The 23636-nt window shown below is 63.9% G+C and carries 18 protein-coding genes; 13 read left to right on the forward strand and 5 right to left on the reverse strand.

The window, feature by feature from the left end; genetic code table 11:
- The first annotated feature begins 528 nt into the window (after positions 1 to 528).
- Positions 529 to 1524 carry a hypothetical protein gene (locus BTH42_RS35100; protein ID WP_143752262.1) on the forward strand — a complete coding sequence of 332 codons (996 nt, stop codon included), beginning with the start codon at positions 529 to 531 and terminating at the stop codon, positions 1522 to 1524.
- 289 nt (positions 1525 to 1813) lie between these two features.
- Here BTH42_RS35100 and BTH42_RS30070 read toward each other — a convergent pair whose 3' ends face one another.
- Positions 1814 to 2542: a GntR family transcriptional regulator gene (locus BTH42_RS30070; protein ID WP_075304822.1), complete on the reverse strand. Its 729-nt coding sequence runs from the start codon at positions 2540 to 2542 to the stop codon at positions 1814 to 1816.
- 171 nt (positions 2543 to 2713) lie between these two features.
- On the opposite strand from BTH42_RS30070, the gene BTH42_RS30075 reads away from it, so the two are divergent.
- The 7 genes from BTH42_RS30075 (at position 2714) to BTH42_RS30105 (ending at position 12928) form a co-directional block, all read left to right on the forward strand.
- Positions 2714 to 3934, forward strand: a complete 1221-nt coding sequence (locus tag BTH42_RS30075) for an alanine--glyoxylate aminotransferase family protein (RefSeq protein WP_075304823.1) — start codon at positions 2714 to 2716, stop codon at positions 3932 to 3934.
- Between the two features lie 235 nt (positions 3935 to 4169).
- Complete coding sequence (locus BTH42_RS30080; RefSeq protein ID WP_075304824.1) at positions 4170 to 5480, forward strand: MFS transporter; 1311 nt, start codon at positions 4170 to 4172, stop codon at positions 5478 to 5480.
- Positions 5477 to 6238: a 2-keto-4-pentenoate hydratase gene (locus tag BTH42_RS30085; protein ID WP_178392265.1), complete on the forward strand. Its 762-nt coding sequence runs from the start codon at positions 5477 to 5479 to the stop codon at positions 6236 to 6238. The genes BTH42_RS30080 and BTH42_RS30085 overlap by 4 nt, the downstream gene beginning before the upstream one ends.
- A gap of 57 nt (positions 6239 to 6295) precedes the next feature.
- The gene (locus BTH42_RS30090) at positions 6296 to 9346 is read left to right on the forward strand and encodes an FAD-binding and (Fe-S)-binding domain-containing protein (RefSeq protein ID WP_075304825.1); all 3051 of its coding nucleotides are present in this window, start codon (positions 6296 to 6298) and stop codon (positions 9344 to 9346) included.
- A 329-nt stretch (positions 9347 to 9675) separates the two neighbouring features.
- A complete protein-coding gene (locus tag BTH42_RS30095) occupies positions 9676 to 11835 on the forward strand; it encodes a hypothetical protein (RefSeq protein WP_372237298.1) in 2160 nt (719 codons plus the stop codon).
- Between the two features lie 131 nt (positions 11836 to 11966).
- Positions 11967 to 12224, forward strand: a complete 258-nt coding sequence (locus BTH42_RS30100) for a hypothetical protein (protein ID WP_075304827.1) — start codon at positions 11967 to 11969, stop codon at positions 12222 to 12224.
- Between the two features lie 104 nt (positions 12225 to 12328).
- The gene (locus BTH42_RS30105; RefSeq protein WP_075304828.1) at positions 12329 to 12928 is read left to right on the forward strand and encodes a LysE family translocator; all 600 of its coding nucleotides are present in this window, start codon (positions 12329 to 12331) and stop codon (positions 12926 to 12928) included.
- A 1-nt stretch (position 12929) separates the two neighbouring features.
- On the opposite strand, the gene BTH42_RS30110 is transcribed toward BTH42_RS30105, so the two are convergent.
- The 4 genes from BTH42_RS30110 to BTH42_RS30125 all read right to left on the reverse strand — a co-directional run bounded on the left by BTH42_RS30110 (position 12930) and on the right by BTH42_RS30125 (position 18322).
- Positions 12930 to 14660, reverse strand: coding sequence for a cyclic nucleotide-binding domain-containing thioredoxin-disulfide reductase (locus tag BTH42_RS30110; protein ID WP_075304829.1), 1731 nt, complete (start codon positions 14658 to 14660; stop codon positions 12930 to 12932).
- Between the two features lie 216 nt (positions 14661 to 14876).
- Positions 14877 to 15869 (reverse strand): DedA family protein/thiosulfate sulfurtransferase GlpE, encoded by a 993-nt coding sequence (locus tag BTH42_RS30115; RefSeq protein WP_075304830.1) that lies wholly within the window; start codon positions 15867 to 15869, stop codon positions 14877 to 14879.
- A gap of 339 nt (positions 15870 to 16208) precedes the next feature.
- Positions 16209 to 16460: a hypothetical protein gene (locus BTH42_RS30120; RefSeq protein WP_075304831.1), complete on the reverse strand. Its 252-nt coding sequence runs from the start codon at positions 16458 to 16460 to the stop codon at positions 16209 to 16211.
- 461 nt (positions 16461 to 16921) lie between these two features.
- Entirely contained in the window at positions 16922 to 18322 is a 1401-nt protein-coding gene (locus tag BTH42_RS30125; RefSeq protein WP_075304832.1) for a GntP family permease, read from the reverse strand.
- Positions 18323 to 18650: 328 nt separating this feature from the next.
- Between BTH42_RS30125 and BTH42_RS30130 the strand changes: the two genes are divergently transcribed.
- The 5 genes from BTH42_RS30130 to BTH42_RS30150 all read left to right on the forward strand — a co-directional run bounded on the left by BTH42_RS30130 (position 18651) and on the right by BTH42_RS30150 (position 23066).
- Positions 18651 to 20162 (forward strand): sigma-54-dependent Fis family transcriptional regulator, encoded by a 1512-nt coding sequence (locus BTH42_RS30130; protein ID WP_075304833.1) that lies wholly within the window; start codon positions 18651 to 18653, stop codon positions 20160 to 20162.
- Positions 20163 to 20269: 107 nt separating this feature from the next.
- Entirely contained in the window at positions 20270 to 20536 is a 267-nt protein-coding gene (locus BTH42_RS30135) for a hypothetical protein (protein WP_075304834.1), read from the forward strand.
- Between the two features lie 580 nt (positions 20537 to 21116).
- Positions 21117 to 21320, forward strand: a complete 204-nt coding sequence (locus tag BTH42_RS30140; RefSeq protein WP_075304835.1) for a hypothetical protein — start codon at positions 21117 to 21119, stop codon at positions 21318 to 21320.
- A 132-nt stretch (positions 21321 to 21452) separates the two neighbouring features.
- Positions 21453 to 22652, forward strand: a complete 1200-nt coding sequence (locus tag BTH42_RS30145; protein WP_075304836.1) for a serine hydrolase — start codon at positions 21453 to 21455, stop codon at positions 22650 to 22652.
- A 117-nt stretch (positions 22653 to 22769) separates the two neighbouring features.
- Positions 22770 to 23066, forward strand: coding sequence for an H-NS family nucleoid-associated regulatory protein (locus BTH42_RS30150; RefSeq protein WP_075304837.1), 297 nt, complete (start codon positions 22770 to 22772; stop codon positions 23064 to 23066).
- Positions 23067 to 23636: the final 570 nt, after the last annotated feature.

Raw genomic sequence — 23636 nt, forward strand, 5'->3', positions numbered from 1 at the left:
GATGTTCGAAGAGAGCGGCATGCGGATGTCGCGTGACCGTGCGCTTTCGCGTCGAATTTCTGATGAGCAATAAGGATGCTAATTTAGAGAACGGCAAGACGCCCCATAAGACAATATTTCTCTTTCCACAAGTAGCGCGTGCCGATGCTGGCGCGTGGGGTGAGATCAATGGCTCGTTCACTAAGGGAGGCTTCGATCATCCAGGCAGGTTTGTTCCGCTACCAGAGCAGAATGTTATTGCTCACGAATGCGGGCATTTATTCAACTTCCCTGACGAGTATTGGGAATGGGGAGGATGGGTACACAAGCGGTATGTCAAAGACGGTCAGCTCGATTTCGAAGCTGGCGAGCACTTCAAAGGACAGCAAGTCTGGCAAATCCGCTCCGATAGCAATGTCATGGGCTATGGTGCAACGAAAGACGTTGCGAGTGATGCGTCGAAACCAAGTGCATCGGTGCAACCATACTATCTTGAATACATACAACGACATTTCAGCCAATTAACGCATAAGCGATGGAGAATCGGGTATGAGGCCAAGTAAATTTCTGCTCGAGACCTGCCCTGTATATAGCTATTTGGCAAGATTCATTTTTGTTCTCTGTGGGGTATTCGCTATGTCGAATGGTTCTGTCGCTGCTGACAACAGCAAAATCAATGCGGGCGGCGCCGGCGAGGGATTCGCAATTATTGGCCTGAATGGTCACGAATCTGGATCGAATAGCGTATGGGTTTGGCTGGCCGGGAACATTCGCATTGGCAGATCGGATACCGCCAATAGTTCCGATTTGTCTGGCGTGGGTATCTTTGATGCCACGCTTACACCTGACGATTTGCAGCTCGTCCGGCAGTTGCATCAGCAACTATGCGAGGCAGCTGTCGCAGACCCCAAGGACGAGCTAAGACCGATAGAGCCTCCTACGCTTTACGTTGTTGAATGCCGTCGCGATGGTGAGCCTGTGCAGCACCAGGGTAGGACATTTGAATTAGGTCGTGTCTTGAATGGCAAACTCGTCGACTTCTTTTTGCGCACTCGGGATTCATACCTGTCTCAAAGTCGACCGGTTGCACGGCTCAATGTTGAGGTTGCGAATGTCGAACGGGAAAAAGACCAGTTTCTGGTTTCGATTCGGTTCGTCAACGGTGGGCAATATCCGATTCAAATGGACACTCCGGATAGATGGTCCACGGCAATGGGCTACCAATTGGGTTTTGGAGGTGAAAACGAAGAAGACAGGACGGGGTGGGGCGGTGGGAATCTCGCGGGCTTGTCTCTCGAAAACAAGTCAGAATTTCCCGATGGCATCGCCCTTATTCCGGCACAGGGAAGTGTGATTTTCAAATTTTTGACTTTGCCAAAAAATCGATTCACCCATGGCACCTACCGGTTCAACGCCTCCGTAAACGGTTATGCGTCGGCTCCGGGCATCGCACCCAGCTTGGGGCGGGTCGTCTTCCACTCGGACTACACCGCGCCCACACGGATCACGTTTTCTCATGACTATTCTCCAACCCCCGAGAATTGAAGCATCCCTGTTCTGCGCTGACGGGAAGAGTGGCAACAACTTTCGGGAGACCCGATGATGGACTATTCGGCTGGGGGCCTTCGGGAAAGGCCGTAGATTAGCAAGGTCGCTTTGGCGACTGATCTAGGAAACTGGCCTTCCTTGTAAATGACTTTTCCAGGGCTTCAATAAAAAACATCTTGCTGATGGCCAGATAATCGTCAAATTTGACGTAACCGGTGCTGACGTTCAGCGACCGAGTTGTCCACAGTCTTACGAACATTTTCCGTGGACAACTTCCCCACCCCACTCAACCCTTCACCTCCGGCGTCCCCACCACAGCCTCCTGCGACGGCACCTGCAAAACCGCATCCCGCTTATCGAGCAGATGCTGCCGCAAAATCGCGCTGAGCTTCTTCCCATCCCGCGCTTCAAGCGCCTTCAGCATCTCATCATGATCGTGAATCGCGCGATCCCACTTCGGCGTCTGATAATTCGAACGAAACCGCAGCGCCTGCAGTCGCCGATTCACCGACATATAAGTCTGCCGGAGTGCTGAATTTCTCGCCGCTTCATTGATCTTGTCGTGAATCGCCTGATTGCGGCTGTAGTACCCAGGCAGATCGTTCTGCGCACGGCAGGCGAGCATCGCGTAATGCAGCGCCTTGATCTCAGCGAGTTCCGCGGCCGTCATCCGCTCGGCGGCCAGCTCGCCGGAAAACGCTTCGAGCCCGCTCATCAATTCGAAGGTCTCGCGCAGTTCGGCTTCCGTCATCTTCGACACCGACGCGCCACGGTTCGGCGAAATCTCGATCAGCCCCTCGGCGGCCAGCACCTTCAGCGCCTCGCGCAACGGCGTGCGAGAAATGCCCAACGTTTCGCACAACTCACGCTCGTTCAGCTTCTTGCCGGGCTCCAGCACCCCTTCGACGATAAAGCGCCGGATGTGCTCCACCACCGTGTCATGCAGACGCTGACGCTCGACCTTCGGCATCAGCGGAGCAGCGGTGAGACCCGCTTCGATATCCGAATTTTGCATACAAAAACCCTCGACTACACATGATGTGGGATTTTAGCGGAACCGACACCATTAGTTAATCACGGGAAATACGCGGGTAAACACCGGCCCGCACAGCCAATTTTCACCTTGGGATCGGCGAACTTCGTCTGATATAGTTTTTTGAATGCAAAATTCAATCGGAGGAGTTCAATGCTGAAGCTCGATTTCCATCCCGCCGGCCGTCACTTCCTGCAGATCCCCGGGCCGAGTCCGGTGCCCGACCGGATCCTCCGCGCGATGAGCTATCCGACCATCGACCACCGCGGCCCTGAGTTCGGCGAACTCGGCCTCACTGTGCTCGACGGCATCAAGAAAATCTTCAAGACGCAGCAGCCGGTCGTGATCTATCCGGCGTCCGGCACGGGCGCATGGGAAGCGGCGCTGTCGAACACGCTGAGCCCCGGCGACCACGTGCTGATGTTCGAGACCGGCCACTTCGCGACGCTGTGGAAAAAGATGGCCGACAAGCTCGGCCTGAAACCGGAGTTCCTCGGACTGCCAGGTATCGAAGGCTGGCGGCGCGGCGTGCAGCCGCAAATGATCGAGGAGCGCCTGCGCGCCGACACGCAGCACGCGATCAAGGCGGTCTGCGTGGTGCACAACGAAACCTCCACCGGCGTCACGTCCGACATCGCCGCGGTGCGCCGCGCGATCGATGCAGCCGGCCACCCGGCGCTGCTGCTGGTCGACACGATCTCGGGTCTGGCGTGCGCGGATTACCGTCACGACGAATGGGGCGTCGACGTGACCGTGTCGGGTTCGCAAAAGGGTTTGATGCTGCCGCCCGGCATCAGCTTCAACGCGATCTCGCCGAAAGCGCTGGCCGCCAGCCAGCACGCGAAGCTGCCGCGCAGCTTCTGGGACTGGGCGGAAATCGTCGAGATGAACAAAACCGGCTATTGGCCGTACACGCCGAACACGAATCTGCTGTACGGGTTGCACGAGGCGATCGAGATGATCCTCGGCGAAGGGCTCGACAACGTGTTCGCGCGTCACGAGCGGCTGGCCGAAGCGACGCGCCGCGCGGTGCGCGCGTGGGGGCTCGACATTCAATGCGCCGATCCCGCCGTCTATAGCCCGGTGCTGACCGGCGTGATGATGCCCGACGGCGTCGATGCCGACGCGGTGCGCAAGCTGATCTACGAACGCTTCGACATGTCGCTCGGCACGGGCCTCGGCAAGATGAAAGGCCGCATGTTCCGCATCGGCCATCTCGGCGACTGCAACGACCTGATGCTGCTCGCGACGCTCGCCGGCTGCGAGATGGGTCTGCGGCTCGCGGGCGTGGCGCTGAAAGACAGCGGCATGCCGGCCGCGATGGAGTGGCTGAGCCAGGCACCCGCCGCGCCGGGATTGAAGGCGGCGGCCTGAGAGCGCAAAGAAACGCGCTGGGCGTCGCCAGCGCGTTCAGCACAGCAAATCAATATCTCGCAGCAGCCAGCAGCCAGCAGCCCGCATCACCAGGGAGCGTTTCCCTCATCGAACCGCGCATAGAACGTGGTCCTAAACAACATGCAATGCGTCCGCGCCGGCCCTCGCCGGCGCCGGGCGACGACGAGGCGCGTCACTTCAGCCGTGCCGTCGACACATGCCATGGAGAGAGACGATGAAGCGGTTTCGATTGACCAGTGCAACCAGTATCGTTCTAGTGATGCTCTGCATCATGTACTTCATCACCTACCTCGACCGCGTGAACGTCAGCACCGCGGCCGCCGGTTTCGGCAAGGAATTCAATCTCACCCATACGCAGGTCGGCCTCGTGTTCTCGGCCTTCGCGTATCCGTATCTGCTGTTTCAGGTGATCGGCGGCTGGGTCAGCGACCGCTTCGGCGCGAAGCGCACGCTGCTGCTGTGCGGCGCGGTCTGGGGTCTCGCGACGATCTTCACGGGTCTCGCCGGCGGTCTCGCTTCGCTGCTCATCGCGCGTCTCGTGCTCGGTTTCGGCGAAGGCGCGACGTTCCCGGCCGCGACCTCGGCGATGTCGCGCTGGGTCGCGAAAGAAAAACGCGGCTTCGCGCAGGGCATCACGCACGCGGCGTCGCGGGTCGGCAATGCGGTCGCGCCCGCGTTGATCGTGCTGGTGATGGCGAACTGGGGCTGGCGCGAATCGTTCTATATCTGCGGCGCGCTGAGTCTGCTGTGGGTCGTCGTGTGGGCGTTCACGTTCACCGAGCATCCGAAGGATCACCCGCGCATCACCGCCGAAGAACTCGCGATGCTGCCCGCGCCGAAGCCGAAGCTCAGCGGTCTGCCGTGGGGCAAGCTGTTTCGCCGGATGGCCCCGGTCACGATCGTCTACTTCTGCTACGGCTGGACGCTTTGGCTGTTTCTCAGCTGGATTCCGCTGTACTTCCTGCACAACCATCATCTGCAATTGCAGAAGTCGGCGATCTTCGCGTCGGTCGTGTTCTTCGCCGGCGTGCTCGGCGACACGCTCGGCGGCCTTGTCACCGATGCGATTTTCAAACGCACCGGCAGCCTGAAGCGCGCGCGCAGCTGGATGGTGTCGGTGTGCATGCTGTTCTGTCTGCTGTCGCTGATTCCGCTGATGTTCACGCACAACCTGTATCTGTCGATCGCGTGTCTCGCGTCGGGCTTCTTCTTCGCCGAGATGACGATCGGCCCGATGTGGGCGATTCCGATGGACATCGCGCCGGACTTCTCCGGCACCGCGAGCGGGATGATGAACACCGGCTCGGCGCTGGCTGCGATCATCTCGCCGGTGATGGGCGGTTTCCTGATCGACTATTCGGGCAACTGGGATTTGCCGTTCGTCGGCAGCATGCTGTTGATGGGGATCGGCGTCGTGCTCGCGTTCCGGATGCAGCCGGAGAGCCGCTTCGAACTCGGTGGATCGGATGCGGATAAAGATAAGGACAGCGCGCACGTGGCGGCCCGGATGGAGGTGTCCAAATGAATGCGTCGATCACGTCATCGCTGGGCCAGAGTCTTGCCGAGGCTCGCACTCGCCGCGCGACGCTCGATACATTGCCGCCCGCGCAGATTCCCGCCGATGCCGATGCGGCCTACGCGATCCAGCACGAGATCCTGCGCGTGAACGGCGGCCGCATCGGCGGCTGGAAGATCGGCGCGAAGTCCGCGAGCGGCCCGATTCAGGGCGCGCCGTTGCCGGCGAGCGATCTGCATCCGGGCGGCGCGCGAATCTCGCGTGACGGCTTCAAACCGCTGGGCCTCGAACTCGAAGTCGCGTTCCGTTTCGGGCGGCGCTTCGAGGCGTCGAGTACACCGTACAGCGACGACGAAGTGCTCGCGGCGATCGGCTCGATCGGCGCGACCATCGAGATCGTCGCGAGCCGCTATGCGACGTGGCCCGACGTCGACAAACTCGCGCAACTCGCGGATTTACAAAATCACGGCGCGTTGATCGTCGGCGAATTCACGCCGTATCGCGACGACTTTCCGTTCGTCGCGCCGTCGTTGCGCTTCAACTTCGACGGTCAGGACGTCGTCGACACGACGCCCGCGAATCCGGCCGGCGATCCGCGCAGGCTGCTGCCGTGGCTCGTCAATCACGCCACCTCGCGCGGTATTGCAGTCACACCGGAAATGGTCGTGACCGCCGGTTCGTACACCGGAATGTTTTTCCCGCGCGACGCGGGCACGGCCAGCGGGCATATCGAAGGGCTCGCGCCGGTCAGTGTGACGTTGTACTAACCACTCCGAGCCACCCCGAGCCGCGCGGTGCCGGCGGCTTCCGACAGGGCCGACGATATGACGAACCCCACCTCCGGTTTGCTCGTCAAGCCGATCCATCTGGTGCCGTCCGCCGCGCGCATGACGAGCCCGCTCGCGCAGCAACTGCGCAAAGCGTTGCGCGGCGACGTGCTGTTCGATCTCGCGAGCCGCGGCCGTTACGCGACCGATGCGTCGATCTACCAGGTCACGCCAATCGGTGTCGTGGTGCCGCGCGATCAGGACGATCTGCGCATCGCGCTGGAAATCGCCCGTAGCGAGAAAGTGCCGCTGCTCGCGCGCGGCGCGGGCACCAGCCAGTGCGGGCAGACGGTCGGCGAAGCGCTGGTGATCGACACCAGCAAATGGCTGAACAACATTGTCGCGTTCGATGCCGACGCGCGCACGGTCACGGTCGAGCCCGGCGTCGTGCTCGATCACCTGAACGCGTGGTTGAAACCGCATGGGCTGTGGTTTCCGGTCGATGTATCGACGGCGGCGCAATGCACGCTCGGCGGGATGGCCGGCAACAACTCGTGCGGCTCGCGCTCGATCGAATACGGCAACATGGTCCACAACGTCGATGCGATCGACGCGATCCTCGCCGACGGCAGCGAGGCGCGTTTCGCATCGCTTAAAGAGCCACCGCAAGGGGCACGCTTGCAGCAGATCGTCGCCGGCGTCACGCGCATTGCGCAGCGCGAGCGCGACGAGATCGTCAGACAGGTGCCGAAGGTGCTGCGCCGCGTGGCCGGCTATAACCTCGATCTGTTCGACTGCCAGAATCCGCGCGCCTATACCGACGATGGCAGCGCGAACCTTGCGCATCTGCTGGTCGGCTCCGAAGGCACGCTCGCGTTCAGCCGGCAGATCACGCTGAGGCTCGCGCCGCTGCCCGCGCACAAGACGCTCGGCGTGGTCAACTTCCCGACCTTCCGGCAGGCGATGGCGCTCACGCGGCACATCGTCGAACTGAAGCCGGTCGCGGTCGAACTGGTCGATCGCACGATGATCGATCTCGCGCTGAGCAATCCGGCGTTCCGGCCGGTGATCGAAAAGGCGCTGGTCGGCAAGCCCAAAGCAATCCTGCTGGTCGAATTCGCAGGCGAGGACCGCGACGCGCAGCTGGCGTCGCTCAATCAGCTAACCGAACTAATGGGCGAACTCGGTCTGCCGGATTCGGTGGTGGAGATGCCCGACGCGAGCGCGCAAAAAGCGCTGTGGGAAGTGCGCAAGGCCGGGCTCAACATCATGATGAGCATGAAGGGCGACGGCAAGCCGGTGTCGTTCATCGAAGATTGCGCGGTGCCGCTCGAACATCTGGACGAATACACGAACCGCCTGACGGAGGTGTTTCATCGCCACGGCACCGAGGGCACCTGGTACGCGCATGCGAGCGTCGGCACGCTGCACGTGCGACCGATTCTCGACATGCGCCGCGACGGCGCGAAGAAGATGCGCGCAATCGCCGAAGAAGCGGCGGCGCTGGTGCGCGAATACAAGGGCGCGTATTCGGGCGAGCACGGCGACGGTCTGTGCCGCGGCGAATGGGTCGCGTGGCAATACGGACCGCGCCTGAACGAGGCGTTCGGCGAAATCAAGGCGTTGTTCGATCCGGACAATCGCTTCAATCCCGACAAGATCGTGCGGCCGCCGAAGATGGACGACGCGCGCAACTTCCGCTTTCCACCCGGCTATCGCGAGCAGCGCATCGACACCGCGCTCGACTGGTCCGCGTGGAACGTCGAACGCGATCCGCTGAGCGGCAAGGAAAGCGCGCCGGGCAGCGGCGGCGATCTGAGCGGCGGCCTCGCGAAAGCGGTCGAGATGTGCAACAACAACGGCCATTGCCGCAAGTTCGACGCCGGCACGATGTGCCCGAGCTATCGCGTGACGAAGGACGAGCAGCATCTGACGCGCGGCCGCGCGAACACGCTGCGGCTCGCGATTTCGGGGCAACTCGGCGCGGGCGGTCTCGCAAGCGACGACGTGAAGGACACGCTCGATTTGTGCGTGTCGTGCAAGGGCTGCAAGCGCGATTGCCCGACCGGCGTCGATATGGCGAAGTTCAAGATCGAGGCGCGGGCGGCGCGCGTAAAAACGCATGGAGTGCGCTTGCGCGACAAGCTGGTCGCATTCATGCCGCGTTATGCGGGCGCGGCGAGCCGGATGCCGGGGCTGTTCGCGCTGGCCGATAACGTGCCGGTGTTATCGGCATGGTTCAAGCGGTCGGTCGGATTCGCTGAGGAGCGCAGTTTGCCGCGCTTCAAGAAAGCGTTTCTGGCCGAGGCGGCGGCCGCCGCCGAGAAGACAGAACGAAGCGCGGGGCAGGCGAAGACGCAAACCGCCGCACTCAAGGAAGTGCTGCTGTTCGTCGACACCTTCAACAACCACTTCGAACCCGACAACGCCCGCGCCGCGCAACAGGTGCTCGAAGCCGCCGGCTACACCGTGCACTTCAACGTACGCGGCGGCGAACGGCCGGTGTGTTGCGGCCGCACGTTTCTCGCGGCCGGCATGGTCGATCAGGCGAAGCAGGAAGCGCGGCGCATGCTCGATCTGTTCAAGCCGTATGTAGAACGCGGGGTGCCGGTGGTCGGACTCGAACCGTCGTGCCTGCTGTCGTTGCGCGACGAATTCCTGCAATACGGTTTCGGCGACGAAGCACGTCGGCTTTCGCAGCAAGCGTTTCTCTTCGAGGAATTCCTGGTGCGCGAGCAACAGGCCGGACGCCTGCAACTGGCGTTGAAACCGCTGCCGATGCAGCAGGCGCTCGTGCATGGCCACTGCCATCAGAAAGCGTTCGATGCCTTCACGCCGGTGCAGACCGTGCTCAAGTGGATTCCTCAGTTGAACGTAGCGACGGTCGAATCGTCGTGCTGCGGGATGGCCGGCAGCTTCGGCTACGAAGCCGAGCACTATGCGACCTCGCAGGCGATGGCTGAGTTGTCGCTGCTGCCCGCGGTGCGCAAGCTCGACGCCGATACGCTGATGGTCGCCGACGGCACCAGCTGCCGGCATCAGATTCACGATGGAGCGGGCGTCGACACGATCCATGTGGCGCGCGTGCTGGCGATGGCGCTGCAATAACTAGCATCTCGGCGCCCCCACGCGAATCGCTCAACGGTGAGTATTTACGGGAGCCAGAAATAGCAACCGGATTTGCCACCGGTGAGACTTTCCGGGAGCCGCTTTTACCGTCGGCGTAATCGGAAAGTTCCGGTGAGAAACGTAATGCTATGCGATAAGGATTAATTTAATCGAATCCAGTCCAATACGATTTTTTCTTCAATAAATTTACTATTTTTATATGAGAGGATAAAACGCCAACTTCAAGGTATGCCGATTGGCGGCACTCGTGCCGCCGCCGCGCATACCTGCAAGGAACGACCGCCGTGAAGCTTTTCTCCCGTCTTGGCATGACTGTGGTGCTAATTCACAGTCTGATTTCGCCGAATGCCACCGCCCAATCCCAACTGAATTACACGACGTCGTGGATCGGTAATAGTTTCGGCTTTGGCGACGGTAAATGGATGCAGCAGGATATTCAGGCCATTAGCGTCGGCGCCGACGGCACCGTTTATACCAATGCGCCGTGGGACGAAAGCGGCAGCGAAATCGCCGCGTACCGGGCCGGCGACAAACTCGCGGTGGCCGGCTCGACGCACGGCTGGGGCGCGGCCGGCGGCGACGCGGTCGCGGTCAATCGCAGCTACCTGTATGCGGCGATGTCGATCGGCAACCAGAGCAACGCGCTGGTCGGCGCCGACTATCCGCCGGCCAATCAGACCTGGTACGGCATCACGCGCCGCACGCTGGCGAATCCGGCGAACGGCGCGCCGTTCAGCGGCGGCATCGGCAACAGCGCGAACGCGACGAAGAACAGCTTCGTCGCGGTGCAGACCGTCGCGACCGGCACCGACGCGGGCATTCGCGGCCTCGCCGCGACGGACAGCGAACTCTACGTGGCCGACACCTACGGCAACCGCATCGTCGTCTACGACGCGCAGTCGATGGCGCCGCTGCGCTCGTGGAGCGTGAATTCGCCGGGCCGCATCGCGATCGATACGGATGCAACGCTGTGGATCATCAGCGGCGTCGCGACCGGCAACCTCGGCATCCTGCACTACGCGGCCGACGGCAGCGCGCTCGCCGGTCCGCTGACGCTGCCCACAGGCACGGTGCCGGCCGACCTCGCGGTGAGCCCGTCCGGCCAACTGCTGGTCGCCGACAACGGCGTATCGCAGCAGATTCTGGTGTTCAACAGGAATGCGAATGGCCAGTTGCAGGCCGGCACCGCGCTCGGCACGCGCAACGGCCTGTTCCACACGGTGCGCGGCGTGACGGGCGACGTGCGCTTCAACGGCATCACCGGGATCGGCGTCGATCAGGCCGGCAATCTGTACGTCGCGCAGAACGGCGAAGGGCCGCGCGGGATCGGCTCGGCATCGGTCGGGCAGGGCGCGGTGCTGGAGAGCTATGTGTACGGCACCCGCGTGCTCAACTGGCGGCTGTACGGCCTCGCGTTCGTGGACAGCGCCGCGTTCGATCCGGCCTCGCCGGCCTCCGTCTATACCGGCTCGAAACGCTTCACGCTCGACTACAACCAGCCGGCCGGCCGCGAATGGTCGTACGCGGCGTTCACGCTCGACCGCTTCAACTATCCGGACGACCCCACGTTTCACCAACCGCGCGGCGTGCGCGGCGAACCGATGGTGCGCCGCTTCAACGGCCAGCGCTTTCTGTACACGCTCGATCCGGGCGCGCACTACCTGAACGTCTACCGCTTCGACAGTGCGCAAGGCGAGATCGCGATTCCTTCCGGGCTGCTTGCGCAGAATCCGCTGCCGGGCACGTGGCCGGCAGCGCAGCCGACTTACGGCGAATGGCTGTGGCGCGACGGCAATGGCAACGGCACGGTCGACGCGAGCGAGATCAGCGGTAATCCGTCGACCGGCGCAACGGTCGGCAACGGTTTCTGGTGGGTCGACGAACCGGGCAACGTGTGGCTCGCGACGCCGCTGAGCGGCATCCGCGAAATGCCGTTGCAGGGACTCGATTCAGTTGGCAATCCGATCTATACGTACGCGAGTTCGACGATGTTCGCGATGCCGGCGCCGTTCACGCGGCTCGCGCGGCTGGTCTACGTCGCCGCGACCGACACGATGTACCTGTCCGGTTTCACCAGCGCGATTCCGTGGGACTCGACGCACTGGAAGGAGGCCGGCCCGGTGCTCGCGCGCTACGACAACTGGAGCAGCGGCACGCCGACCCAGACGTACGCGATCGCGCTGCCGTGGAATACGCAAAGCGATCCGCAGACCACGACGGTCGGCGTCGCGGTCGCGGGCAACTACATCTTCGTCGCGGAGCTGTACACCAACAGAATCGACGTCTACGACGCGCGCAACGGCAGCGCGGTCGGCTACATGACGCCGGGCGCGAGCGTCGGCGGCACCAGCGGCTGGGTCGACGTGTATCTCGGCATCAGCGCGGTGCAGCGCGATAACGGCGAGTACGTGGTGCTGGTCGAGGACGACGCGCGCGCGAAGGTTCTGATGTATCGCTGGACGCCGTGATCGAAGCGCACCGGATGCGCTTCGAATGCACTCCGAATGCGCGCGGCGGCGATTGGACGGCGGCGCGCGATCGGTATATAACAACGTGACACGGTGGTTGCACCGATGCATTCACAGGAGCGATGTTCGCTATGACGCAAGACGTTTCCCCCAAGCCGCCCTCCGGCGATCGCCCGGAAATCGAACAACTCGACGCAGCGCTCAGTCACGTCAATCAGCAGGTGTCGTCGGGCGGGATTGCATCGGGCGCGGCGAAGGGCATTGTGTACAGCCTGATCGAAACACTCGGCGCGCTGGTCGGCGATCCCGATCTGCCGGAACACGCGCGCTCGGGTTACGAAGGACTGCTGGAGGCCGCGCGCGAGTTGCGCGCGAAACTGGACCACTGATCGGGCCGCTGATCGGACCGCCGATACGCGGGTCCGCGGCGGCGCGTTCCTCGCGCCGCTTGTGATACAAAGCGCACTGTGTGAATTCACTGTGCGCTTTTTTCATGCTCTCTGCGACTCAGATTGCGTTGCTGGCCGCCGGCGTCGTCGTCGTGCTGGTGACGCCCGGCCCGACCAACACGCTGCTCGCGGCAGCGGGTTTGCGCCATGGCTTGCGGCGCGCGCTGCCGTTGATCGGCGCCGAACTGACCGGCTACCTGATCGCGATCTCCGCGTGGGGACGTTTCTTCGCGCGGGTCGCCGATGCGTGGCCGTGGTTGCCGTCGCTGCTGCGGATCGCGGCGGCGTTGTATATCGCGTGGCTCGCGGTCGGGATGTGGCGCGCGGCGGTCGCGCTGCCCGGTTCCACGCAGCGCGCCGGCAATCTGCGCACGCTGTTCGTCGCGACGCTGCTCAATCCGAAAGCGCTGCTGTTCGGCGGCACGATTTTTCCGGCCGTCGCGTTCATGCAGTGGCCCGCGTATCTGTTCTCGATGCTGATTTTCGCGGGCCTCGCGGCGCCGATCGCGTTCGGGTGGATCGCGTTCGGCGCGGCGCTCGGCAGCGGCCGGCTCGGCTGGCTCGAACCGGCGCAGGTGCAGCGCGGCGCGTCGATCGTGCTGGGGGTGTTTTCGCTGTCGCTCGCATGGGCGGCGTTGCACTGAATCACGCGCCGAGCGCGACCGCCTCCCCATTCGCCACCGCCAGCAACTGATGAATCTGCGCGACCACGGCCGCGCCTTCTCCCACCGCCGCGGCGACGCGCTTGGTCGAACCGGCGCGCGCATCGCCGATCGCGTACACGCCTTCGACGGTGGTCGCCAGATCGCAGGCCGTCGCCGAGCCGACCGCGCCGATGCCGGTCAGCACGAAGCCCTTCGGGTCGAGTTGCACGCCGCAGGTGCGCAGCCATTCGGTGTTCGGATCCGCGCCGGTAAACAGGAACAGGTGACGCGTGTCGATGCGATCGACACCATCGGGCAGCGGCTGTTTCAACGCGACCGACGCGAGGCCGTCCGCGTCGGCATCGAGCCGGCCGATCTCCGAATGCGGATGCACGAACACGTTCGGCAGCGAACGGATCCGGTCGATCAGATAACGCGACATCGTCGCTTCGAAACCGCTGCGGCGGATCAGCACGTGGACCTTGGCCGCGTGCGTCGCCAGATAGACGATCGCCTGGCCGGCCGAATTGCCGCCGCCCACCAGCACGACCTCCTGGCGTTTGCACAGCTTCGCTTCGACCGGCGACGCCCAGTAATAGACGCCGCGGCCATCGAAGCGCTCGAGTCCGTCGAGCGCCGGGCGGCGGTACACCGCGCCGCTCGCGATCACGATCGCGCGCGCGGAGATATGGCCGCCGCATTTCAGTTCGAGCCGGTACGGCGACTGCGCGCATTGCAGCGACTTCACGTTGACCGGAATCGCGACGTGCGCGCCGAATTTCTGCGCCTGCACGAACGCGCGGCCGGCCAGCGCCTGGCCGGAGATGCCGGTCGGAAAGCCGAGGTAGTTTTCGATCCGCGAGCTGGCGCCCGCCTGGCCGCCGGGCGCGCGGCTGTCGAGCACGATCACCGATAGACCTTCGGACGCCGCATACACCGCGGCGGCGAGGCCCGCGGGTCCCGCGCCGACGATCGCGACGTCGTACACATAGGCGTCGTCGAGATCGGGCAGCAGGCCGAGACTGGTTGCGAGCTCCGGCATGCTCGGATGACGCAGCACCGAGCCGTCCGGGCAGACGACGAGCGGCATGTCCTCGGGCTGCGCGCCGAATTGTTCGATCAGCCGCAGCGCGTCGGCGTCGCGTTCGTCGATCACCGAATGCGGATGGCCGTTGCGCGACAGGAAGCCTTGCAGCATCACGAGCCGCGCGTCGAAGCTGTTGCCGATCAGGATCGGGCCGCCCGCGCCTTTTTCGATCAGCGACACGCGCCGCAGAATCAGCGCGCGCATGATGCGCTCGCCGAGTTCGGCTTCGGCGACGATCAGCGCGCGCAGTCGGTCGGGTGGAATCAGCAGCGCTTCGACCGCGCCGATCGCCATCCCGTTGACCAGCGCCGGGCGTCCGGACAGCTGCCCGACTTCGGCCAGAAAATGCCCGGCGCCATGTTCGCCGATCAGCACCTCGCGGCCGATGCCGTCGCGCTGGTAGACCTTCACGCGCCCTTCGAGCAGCACGAACATGCCGGGGCCGGGGTGACCGGTCTCGAACAGCAGCTCGCCGGAGCGCCAGTGACCGATCTCGCCGAAGCGGCGCAGCCGGTCGATTTCCGCGCAGGTGAGCGCGGGGAACATCTGGTGCATGCGCGTCGACAGCGACGAAAACGGCGCGTCGGCAATAACTCCCTGCTGTCCTTCTACCTCTTGAGTCGAAACGTCCTGAGTCGAAAGCATTGAACCGCTCCTTCGATGTTCATTGCACGATTGAACGGGAGGCGATACGGCGCGCGGGCGCTTTTAGGGGAGCGGCACCGCGTGCTTTGAATTGCTTTGTTTGCCGGTGGGCGGCCGGTCGCTTTGGCCGCCGAAGGTGCTCAGCGGCTCCGGCTGCCGAGGGCGCACACGCCGCCCAAAGCCATCATGGCTGCAACAACCACGCCGAGGCCGCGTTTAAACCGCCTTCGGCGCACCGTGCTCGACCGCGACTTCCGGCGCCGGCTCATCCGGCAGCGCATCGACCGGCTTGCCCGAATCGCGCCACGCCTCCATGCCGCCGCGCAGCGGCAACACGTCGGAGAAGCCGGCCTCGCTCAGCTGCTTGGCCATCCACGCGGCGGAAATCTCGTTCGGACACGAGCAGTAGATCACCAGCTTCTGATCGGACGGATACGCGGCGACGATGCCGGAGAGCTGCCGTTCGTCGGCGAATTGCGCGCCGGGAATCACGAACGGGTCGAGCTTGCGCTTTTCCTCCGAGCGGATGTCGAACACGACCGGCGGCTGGCCGGCCTTGTAAAGCGTCGCGAGTTCGTCGATTTCGATGCGCGCGGACGCGAGCTTCGCGATCAACTGACGGCGCCGGATCCACCGGTACACCGCATACAGCAACAGCAATCCGACGACGACCACCGCCGCGGTGCGGCCGAGCCGTCCGGCGATCGCGAACAGCATGTCGATCTGCCGCGCGAACAGCGCGCCGACGATCAGCCCGGTGCCGGACCACAGCGCGGCGCCCAGGCCGTCGTAAGTGAGGAAGGTGCGGTAGCGGGTGCCCATTGCGCCGGCCATCGGGATCGACACGATCGACAGCCCCGGCACGAACTTCGCGACCGCCAGCACGCGCACGCCCCAGCGGCCGAAAAAGCGTTCGGTTTTCTTCACGCAGGTGTCACGCGACAGCGACAGCCGGCAGATCGTTTTCAGCGTATTGCCGCCGTAGATGCGGCCGGCGAGAAACCACGCGCTGTCGCCGAGCAGGGTCGCAAAGATCGCCAGCACCAGCACCGGCATCAACTGGGTGCCGACAGAGCCGGGGTGCATCGCGGCCATCGCGCCGAACAGCACGAGCGACGGCATGGCCGGCACCGGCAGCCCGAGCGCGGCGGCCAGTACGTTGACGAAGACGAGCGCCGGTCCATATTGCTCGACGAGGTCATGTAGCATCGGTTTACATCCGCGGTCCTTGCGGGCGCGGTGCGGTAAGGAGTGCAAAGGGGAATGCAAGGATTATGGACGCATTTTCGAGACGTGCAAAACGGCTCGAAAAGCGGCCCGTTGCGTAGCGACGCGCGGCCTTTTAGCAGGCGAGGTAACGCGTACCGAATCCCGCGAAAAAAGCGCGGATTGGCGACGCAAACGGAACAAACAACCGGCAAGCGCTACGCGCCGACGCGGCCAGAACGAACAATGCCGCGCGTCGGCGGCGCGGCAACAGGGAAGAAACGGGACTGGCCGGTAATGCGCGCGGCACTCACGCTTTCGCGCGGCGCCGCGGGTTTGTTTTCACTGGCGATGATTGTGCTGTTCGCCCGGCAATTCGGCGCCGTGCGCGCGGATCGCGGCGATCAGTTCGGCGGGCGTGATTTCGTAACGTACTTCGCGATGGATGCCCGGCTTGCGCTCATCGACTTCGATCAGCAGGATGCCTTTGCCGTCTTCGGTCGATTCGAGGCGCAGCGTGCGGAGTTCGCGCGCCGTTGCGTCGTCGTATTCGGAGAGCAGGGCCATTGACCCGGAGGACCCGGTAATGCGCATCGAAGTTGTCCTTGTTACGTGGTTGAGCGACCAATTGTACGGATAGTGCGACGGGCTGTCTTTTGCGGCTGTCCTTGCCCCGCGCGGTTCGCCCGGCGGAATGCTCAGTGTAACGCGACTGCCCGCGGTTTCGGATGCATTTTTCGTGCCCCTCGATGACCTGTCGCCGACGGCCGTCTGTCATGCTGCTGACGTATCGCCGGGGTAGACGCGCCCGGTCCGCGCACGCTTACGCGCGCGTTTATGAAGCACGAACGCACCACCGGCGAACCCAAAAAAATGGCCCGTCCAGAGGGCGGGCCATTAAACGCCGTTGTTACTCGGGTCAGCCGGCCCTGCAACGATTGGGCGCTGACGGTTCCTATCCTCGTGCGCGGCGCGCGCGTTGTCGAGGTGGGACTAATGCCGATCTGTCAGATCAAAGCGGGTCAAAGCGAGTCGACGCGAGCGCGGCGGCGTCATTAAACCAGGCCCGTCGCGTAGTACACCGCGATCACGAAGAACACCGCCAACGTCTTGATCACGGTCACCGCGAAGATGTCGCGATACGACTGCCGGTGCGTGAGCCCGGTCACCGCCAGCAGCGTGATCACCGCGCCGTTGTGCGGCAGCGTGTCCATCCCGCCGCTCGCCATCGCGACCACCCGGTGCAGCACTTCGAGCGGAATCTGCGCGGCTTGCGCTCCCTTGATGAACAGATCCGACATCGCCGCGAGCGCGATGCTCATGCCGCCCGACGCCGACCCGGTAATGCCCGCGAGCGTGCTGACCGACACGGCCGCGTTGACGAGCGGATTCGGAATGCTCTTCAGCGCGTTGCTGACGACCAGAAAGCCCGGCAGCGCCGCGATCACGCCGCCGAAGCCGTATTCCGACGCGGTATTGAGCGACGCGAGCAGCGCGCCCGCGACCGCCGCCTTGGTGCCGACCGCGAAGCGCTGGCTCACGCGCCGGAACGCGGTCACGACGACCATCACGATGCCGAGCAGCAGCGCGCCCTGCACCGCCCAGATCGCGACCACGGTCTTCACGGTGGTTTCGATCGGCGCATGCAGCCCCGGCAGCAGATCCGGCGTAATCGTGAAAGTCGGACCGTACCAGCTCGGAATCCAGCGCGTCAGCAGGAAGTTCGAGACGCCGACCACGATCAGCGGCGCGACCGCCAGCAGCGGATGCGGCAGTTCCTTCGCTTCGATGCGTTCCGGTTCGTTGACGAGGTCGGTGCCGTAGCCTTCGCCGCTCGCCATCGCCGCGCGGCGGCGCCATTCCAGATACGACAGACCGACCACGATGATGAACAGCGAGCCGATCACGCCGAGCGTCGGCGCGGCCCACGAGGTCGTCTTGAAGAAGGTGGTCGGGATGATGTTCTGGATCTGCGGGGTGCCGGGCAGCGAGTCCATCGTGAACGAGAACGCGCCGAGCGCGATCGCGCCGGGCATCAGCCGCTTCGGAATATTGCTCTGGCGATACAGCTCGGCCGCGAACGGATAGACCGCGAACACGACGACGAACAGCGACACGCCGCCGTAGGTGAGCAGCGCGCACACCGCGACGATCACCGCATTGGCGCGCGAGCGGCCGATATAGCGGATCGCGGCCGCGACGATCGACTCGGAGAAGCCCGATAGTTCGATCACCTTACCGAACACCGCGCCGAGCAGAAACACCGGGAAGTACAGCTTCACGAAGCCGACCATCTTGTCCATGAAGATGCTCGTGAACACCGGCGCGACCGCGGCGGGTTCGGTGAGCAGGACGGCGGCGAGCGCCGCGATCGGCGCGAACAGGATCACGCTGTAGCCGCGATACGCGGCGAACATCAGAAACGCCAGAGCGGCGACGACGATGAGAAAGGACATTGAGTCTCCAAAACCTGGTTGTTCTACATATATGCGCCGTCCCGGTGCTGCGACGGCGTGGCGCGGACAGAACGCAGGTTCCATGCCACACCGGGCGCTGTGCTTGCGCAGCGCGATGGCATAAGCGTGGAGCGTCAGCCGGTGCCTAAAAACAGCGCGGCCGATTGTACCCAGGCGTCTCCAACGCGGGACTCGATTGCGCTGAAGAAAGGCTAAAACCAGGGTAAGTCATGATCGATAAGGCCTATTGCCTGTCTCAATTTAGAGATAAATTCGTCCACCGATGGAGACTCAGGCATTTAGAACGATAAGCGGAGACAGCGACAGAATGATGACCGACTGGACGGGCCTGCCCGCCAACTACAACGACGTATTGCGCCGCGCGATGGATTCGCTGTTTCGCACCTTCGAGAACTTCAGCGAAGGCACCTTCATCGTCGATGCCGATGCGCGCGTGGTCTGGATCAACAAGCGCTACGCGGCGCGTTTCGGCTTCGCGGATCCGCAGCAGGCGATCGGCCGCGACTGCGAGGCGGTGATCCCGAACAGCCTGATGCGCGAGGTCGTCCATACCGGCAAGCCGATCCTGCTCGACATCATGGAGACGGATCGCGAGCCGCTGGTCGTCACGCGTCTGCCGTTGAAGGACGACGCCGGCGTGACGGTCGGCGCGGTCGGCTTCGCGCTCTACGACGAACTGAAAGCGCTGACGCCGCTCTTTTCGCAGTACTCGCGGCTTCAACAGGAGCTGATCGCGACGCGCCAGTCGCTCGCGCAGGCGCGGCGCGCGCGCTACACGTTCGGCAGTTTCGTCGGCACCAGCGCCGCGAGTCTCGAAGTGAAACGCCAGGCGCGCCGGGCGGCGCAGCTCGAAGCGCCGGTGTTGCTGCTCGGCGAAACCGGCACCGGGAAGGAGCTGCTCGCGCATGCGATCCACGGCGGCTCGGCGCGCGCGCATCAGCCGCTGGTGAGCGTGAACGTCGCCGCGATCCCCGACACGCTGCTCGAAGTCGAGTTCTTCGGCGCCGCGCCCGGCGCGTACACCGGCGCGGATCGCAAGGGCCGGGTCGGCAAGTTCGAGCTGGCCAACGGCGGCACGCTGTTTCTCGACGAAATCGGCGACATGCCGCTCGCGTTGCAGGGCAAGCTGCTGCGCGTGCTGCAGGACAAGGAGTTCGAGCCGCTCGGCTCGAACCGGATAGTGCGCGCGGACGTGCGGATCATCGCGGCGACGTCGGCCGATCTGCCGGCGCTGGTCGCGGCCGGGCGCTTCCGCCCGGACCTGTTCTATCGGCTCAACGTGCTGACGATCCACGCGCCGGCGCTGCGCGAGCGCGCGTCCGACATCGAGGCGCTCGCCTACGCGATGCTCGAGGACCTCGCCGCGCAGGCCCGCGGCGGCGCGCACTTCGAATTGCACGACGACGCGTTGCGGCTGCTGTGCGCGTACCACTGGCCGGGCAACGTGCGCGAGCTGCGCAACACGCTGGAGCGGGCGGTGATGCTGTCGGACAGCGAGTACATCGATGCGCGGATGCTCGCGCCGTTTATCGGCTCGGGACAGCCCGGCGGTACTGTGTCGCACGATGCGCGTGGCGGCGGCGAGCGGCGTTTGCTGCAAGCCGGAGCACCAGCGCAGGGCTCGGCTGTAACCGGCACGGACGTCGGCACTTCCGCCGACCCCGTCACATGGAACGCCGCGATGGCCGCTTTCGAAAAGCGCTTCCTGAGCGACGCGCTGCGCGCGAACGGCGGCCGCGTAATTGACACTGCGAAACAGATCGGCATGGGCCGCGCGACGCTCTATAAGAAGATCGCCGCCCACGGTATCGACGTTTGAGCGCCGGGGCGCATCGGCCGTATCGGCTGCATCGCCCGACTGACGCAGCGCCAGGGCCGCGTGGCACAATCGCGCAATCGAACAACAAGACGTGATCGGGGCTTTCCATGAAACGCAGTCTTTCCTTCTTCGCGCGCCGCTCGAGCCTGCTGCTGTCCGCCGGCGCGGTGCTCGCGCTCGGCGCTTGCAGCAGCAGCGCGCCGCTGTTCCTGTCGGACGGCCGCCCGACCGTGCTGGTGCAATGCCCGGCCGGTTCGAGCTCGTGTTCGGAGCAGGCCAGCGCGAACTGCAACGGCGCATACGACGTCGTGCGCCAGTCCAGTGAGGGCGGCACGCTGAGCCTGATCTACGCCTGCCGCGCGGCCGCGAGGTAACGCGCGGATAAGCTTGCTGATAAAGCGCCGGTGCGATGCCAGCGCTTTTTTTATTGCCGCGAATTAAAAAAGCCGCCGTTTTTTTCGCCGCAATTCGAGTCCCGTTGTTCGCGACTCGACTCGTATTCGCCGCCCAACGCGCAATCCACGCTTCTTCCGTTCAATTGGCACGCTCGTGCTATCCGCATCCGCACATGGCTGTCATAAACGTATGCGTGTAATGTCGATCCGCCGATCCGCTTAACATGCGGATTGATTAATCCGGTCCCGGTGCCGGTACGCCCGAAGCCGTATTCTGTTTACGGGCCCGCAGGCGAATAATTCTGGTCGGTTTTTAGCGTTGAGCGAAGTCGGTGCGCCAGCTAACGGAACGTCGAGTTTGGTGGCTGTATTCTTTTTAAACCGTTGGCGATTTAACCCCGGCACGCAGATTTTGCCGGTTTGCTTTTAGCGCGGGAGACCACCAGGAAGCTTTTTCCGCTTCCATGAGCAGCGTCGAGATGGCCCACGAAGGCCACCACGCCGGCTCATGCTTTCGATTTTTGCTTTGCAATTAATTCAATAGAATTCGGGGAAAGCAATGAATCATCAGCAGCTAGAAAGAGACATCCGGCATCTGGAGCAGGTCATTTCACATATTTCGGCGGAGGACCGAATTCCGCTGTCTTACTGGCGCAACCGTATCGAGCTGGTTTCCGACGCGGTTATCGTGCCGGCGCAGGCGTCGCGGGTCAAACGTCTGGATGCCGCGCTGTGCGCATTGGAAAAACGCCAGAAAGCCTGAATGCCGGCATTGCGGGTCAGCCAATGGGGAATATCGTCGTGTACGCTGCGGACGGATGAATTTTTGTTTAAAGACATCTGAAGCGGACGCTCACCCGGTTTTCTTTTTTCCTTTCGTTGACACGGGACCTATATGCAGATTGCAGGATTTGCCGCGAGCCGGCTGGCCGCATTGACCAATGCAATGCAAGGCTATGTGGAGCGCGGCGAAGTGGCGGGCGTGGTGTCGCTGGTATGGCGGCGCGGCGAGACCGGTTATTTCGAACCGCTGGGTCTGCGCGACGAAGCCGCGCAATTGCCGATGGAGCGCGACACGCTGTTTCGCATCGCGTCGATGACCAAGCCGGTGACGAGCGCCGCGATCATGATGCTGATCGAGGAAGACCGCCTCGCGCTCGATACGCCGGTGTCGCTGTGGCTCCCCGAACTCGCGGCGCCGCGCGTGCTGCGCGACCCGAACGGCTCGCTCGACGACACCGACCCGGTCCGTACGCCGCTCACGGTGCTCGACCTACTCACGCATCGGGCGGGCTTCGCGTATCACTTCACGTCGACGGGGCCGCTCGCCGAAGCGTACGCGGCCGCGTTCAACGGCTTCGAGTCGAACGGCGACAACAGCGCGTGGCTCGCGCGGATCGCCGCGTTGCCGCTGATGTTCCAGCCCGGCGCGCGCTGGCATTACGGCGTCGCGACCGACGTGCTCGGCGTGCTGATCGAGCGCGTCAGTGGCATGTCGCTCGGCGAGTTTTTCCGCACCCGCATTTTCGAGCCGCTCGGGATGCGCGATACCGCGTTCTGGGTCCACGACACGCAGCTTGCGCGACTGGCCACCGCTTACGGCATCGATCCCAATACTCGGCGACGCGTGGTCGAAGATCATCCGGCCGCCAGCCGCTGGGCCAATCCGCGACGTTTCCAGAGCGGCGGCGGCGGGCTTGTATCGACCGCCGAAGACTATCTGCAATTCGCGCAACTGCTGCTCGGCCGTGGGCGCGTCGGCGGCACGCGTCTGCTGTCGAACCGCTCGGTCGATCTGATGCGCAGCAATTTCCTGTCGCGCGACCAGCGCCGTTTGCCCGCGTTCGGTCATGTGATCTGGGCCGGGCAGGGCTTTGGCCTGGGGCTGTCGGTGGTCGACGATCCGGCCCAGCAACTGCCGCTCGGCTACCGTTCGCTCGGCTCGTTCGGCTGGCCAGGCGCGTACGGCACCAGCTGGTTCGCCGACCCGGTCGAGGATCTGATCGGCGTGATGCTGATCCAGCGCCGCTCGCTCGACCCGTTCCCGATGGCGATCGACTTCGAACGCCGCGTCTACGATGCGATCGACGTTTGAGCCCATCCGCCGCGCATGCAACTGGCCGCGCGATTCACTATCCTGAGAATTATTCGTCTGATAGTCTCCGGACAGCAATTCATCGCAGTTCGTCGAACCGATGGGGGAGCAACCGGCATGGCCTCGTACAAACAGTTGACTGCGCAACTCGAAAAACTTCATAAAGAAGTCGCAGTGGCCCGCGAGAAGGAAATCGCGCAGGCTATCGCCGACATCAAACAGAAGGTCGCCGAATACGATCTGACCGCCGAGGAACTCGGCTTCACCAGCGCGGCGAAGCCGCGGCGCAAGGCGGCGTCGACGTCGGTGGCCAAGTACCGCAATCCGAAGACCGGCGAGACGTGGAGCGGGCGCGGCCGCTCGCCCGCGTGGCTGGTGGGGAAGAACCGCGAGCGCTTTCTGATCGAAAGTTGAGCGGCGTCTCCCCGTCAGTGATGGCCGGCGCGGTTTGCGCCGCACCGTTGGCTGGTCCCGAAAACGCTCACCTTTGCGCGGCCGCGTCACGCGAACGACCTGCTTCGCCGCCGCATTCCCTGTATGCGAGCTTGCTTCGGTGAGCCAGGTTTTGTGGCGACGCGCACCGCCGTGCGGGTTGCCTGCGATCGGCGAGCGCGGCGGCGCGGGTGTCGCCGCAAAGCCGCGCCAGCCTTTGCCGGCGGGCGTTTCCAGGTGGTCGGCCGGCGCGGCTTGGTCAGTCATGCAGAGTTTTGTCGCCGCATTTGCCGCGTTGGCGTCGATGCGCGGCGCGCGTGAGCCGGTGCATGCGGGCGCTTCGCGATCCTCACCTTTCGTCGTCGGTCACCGTTAGCCGCCGCAAGTCCCGAAAACACTCACCTTTGCCGCCGCGCCGGATTCCCGCCGGGCGCGCCCAGCCCGCTTTCCCCCGGCGTTAGCCTCACGCGTGTATCATTCGCACCTTGCGCCATTCCGCGCTGGCGTTTCCCGTGCTGTCGAACCCAAGCTCGAGCCCTGTCCGCAAGCCGT

It is taken from the genome of Burkholderia sp. SRS-W-2-2016 (assembly GCF_001931485.1).
In the GTDB taxonomy this organism is placed as follows: domain Bacteria; phylum Pseudomonadota; class Gammaproteobacteria; order Burkholderiales; family Burkholderiaceae; genus Paraburkholderia.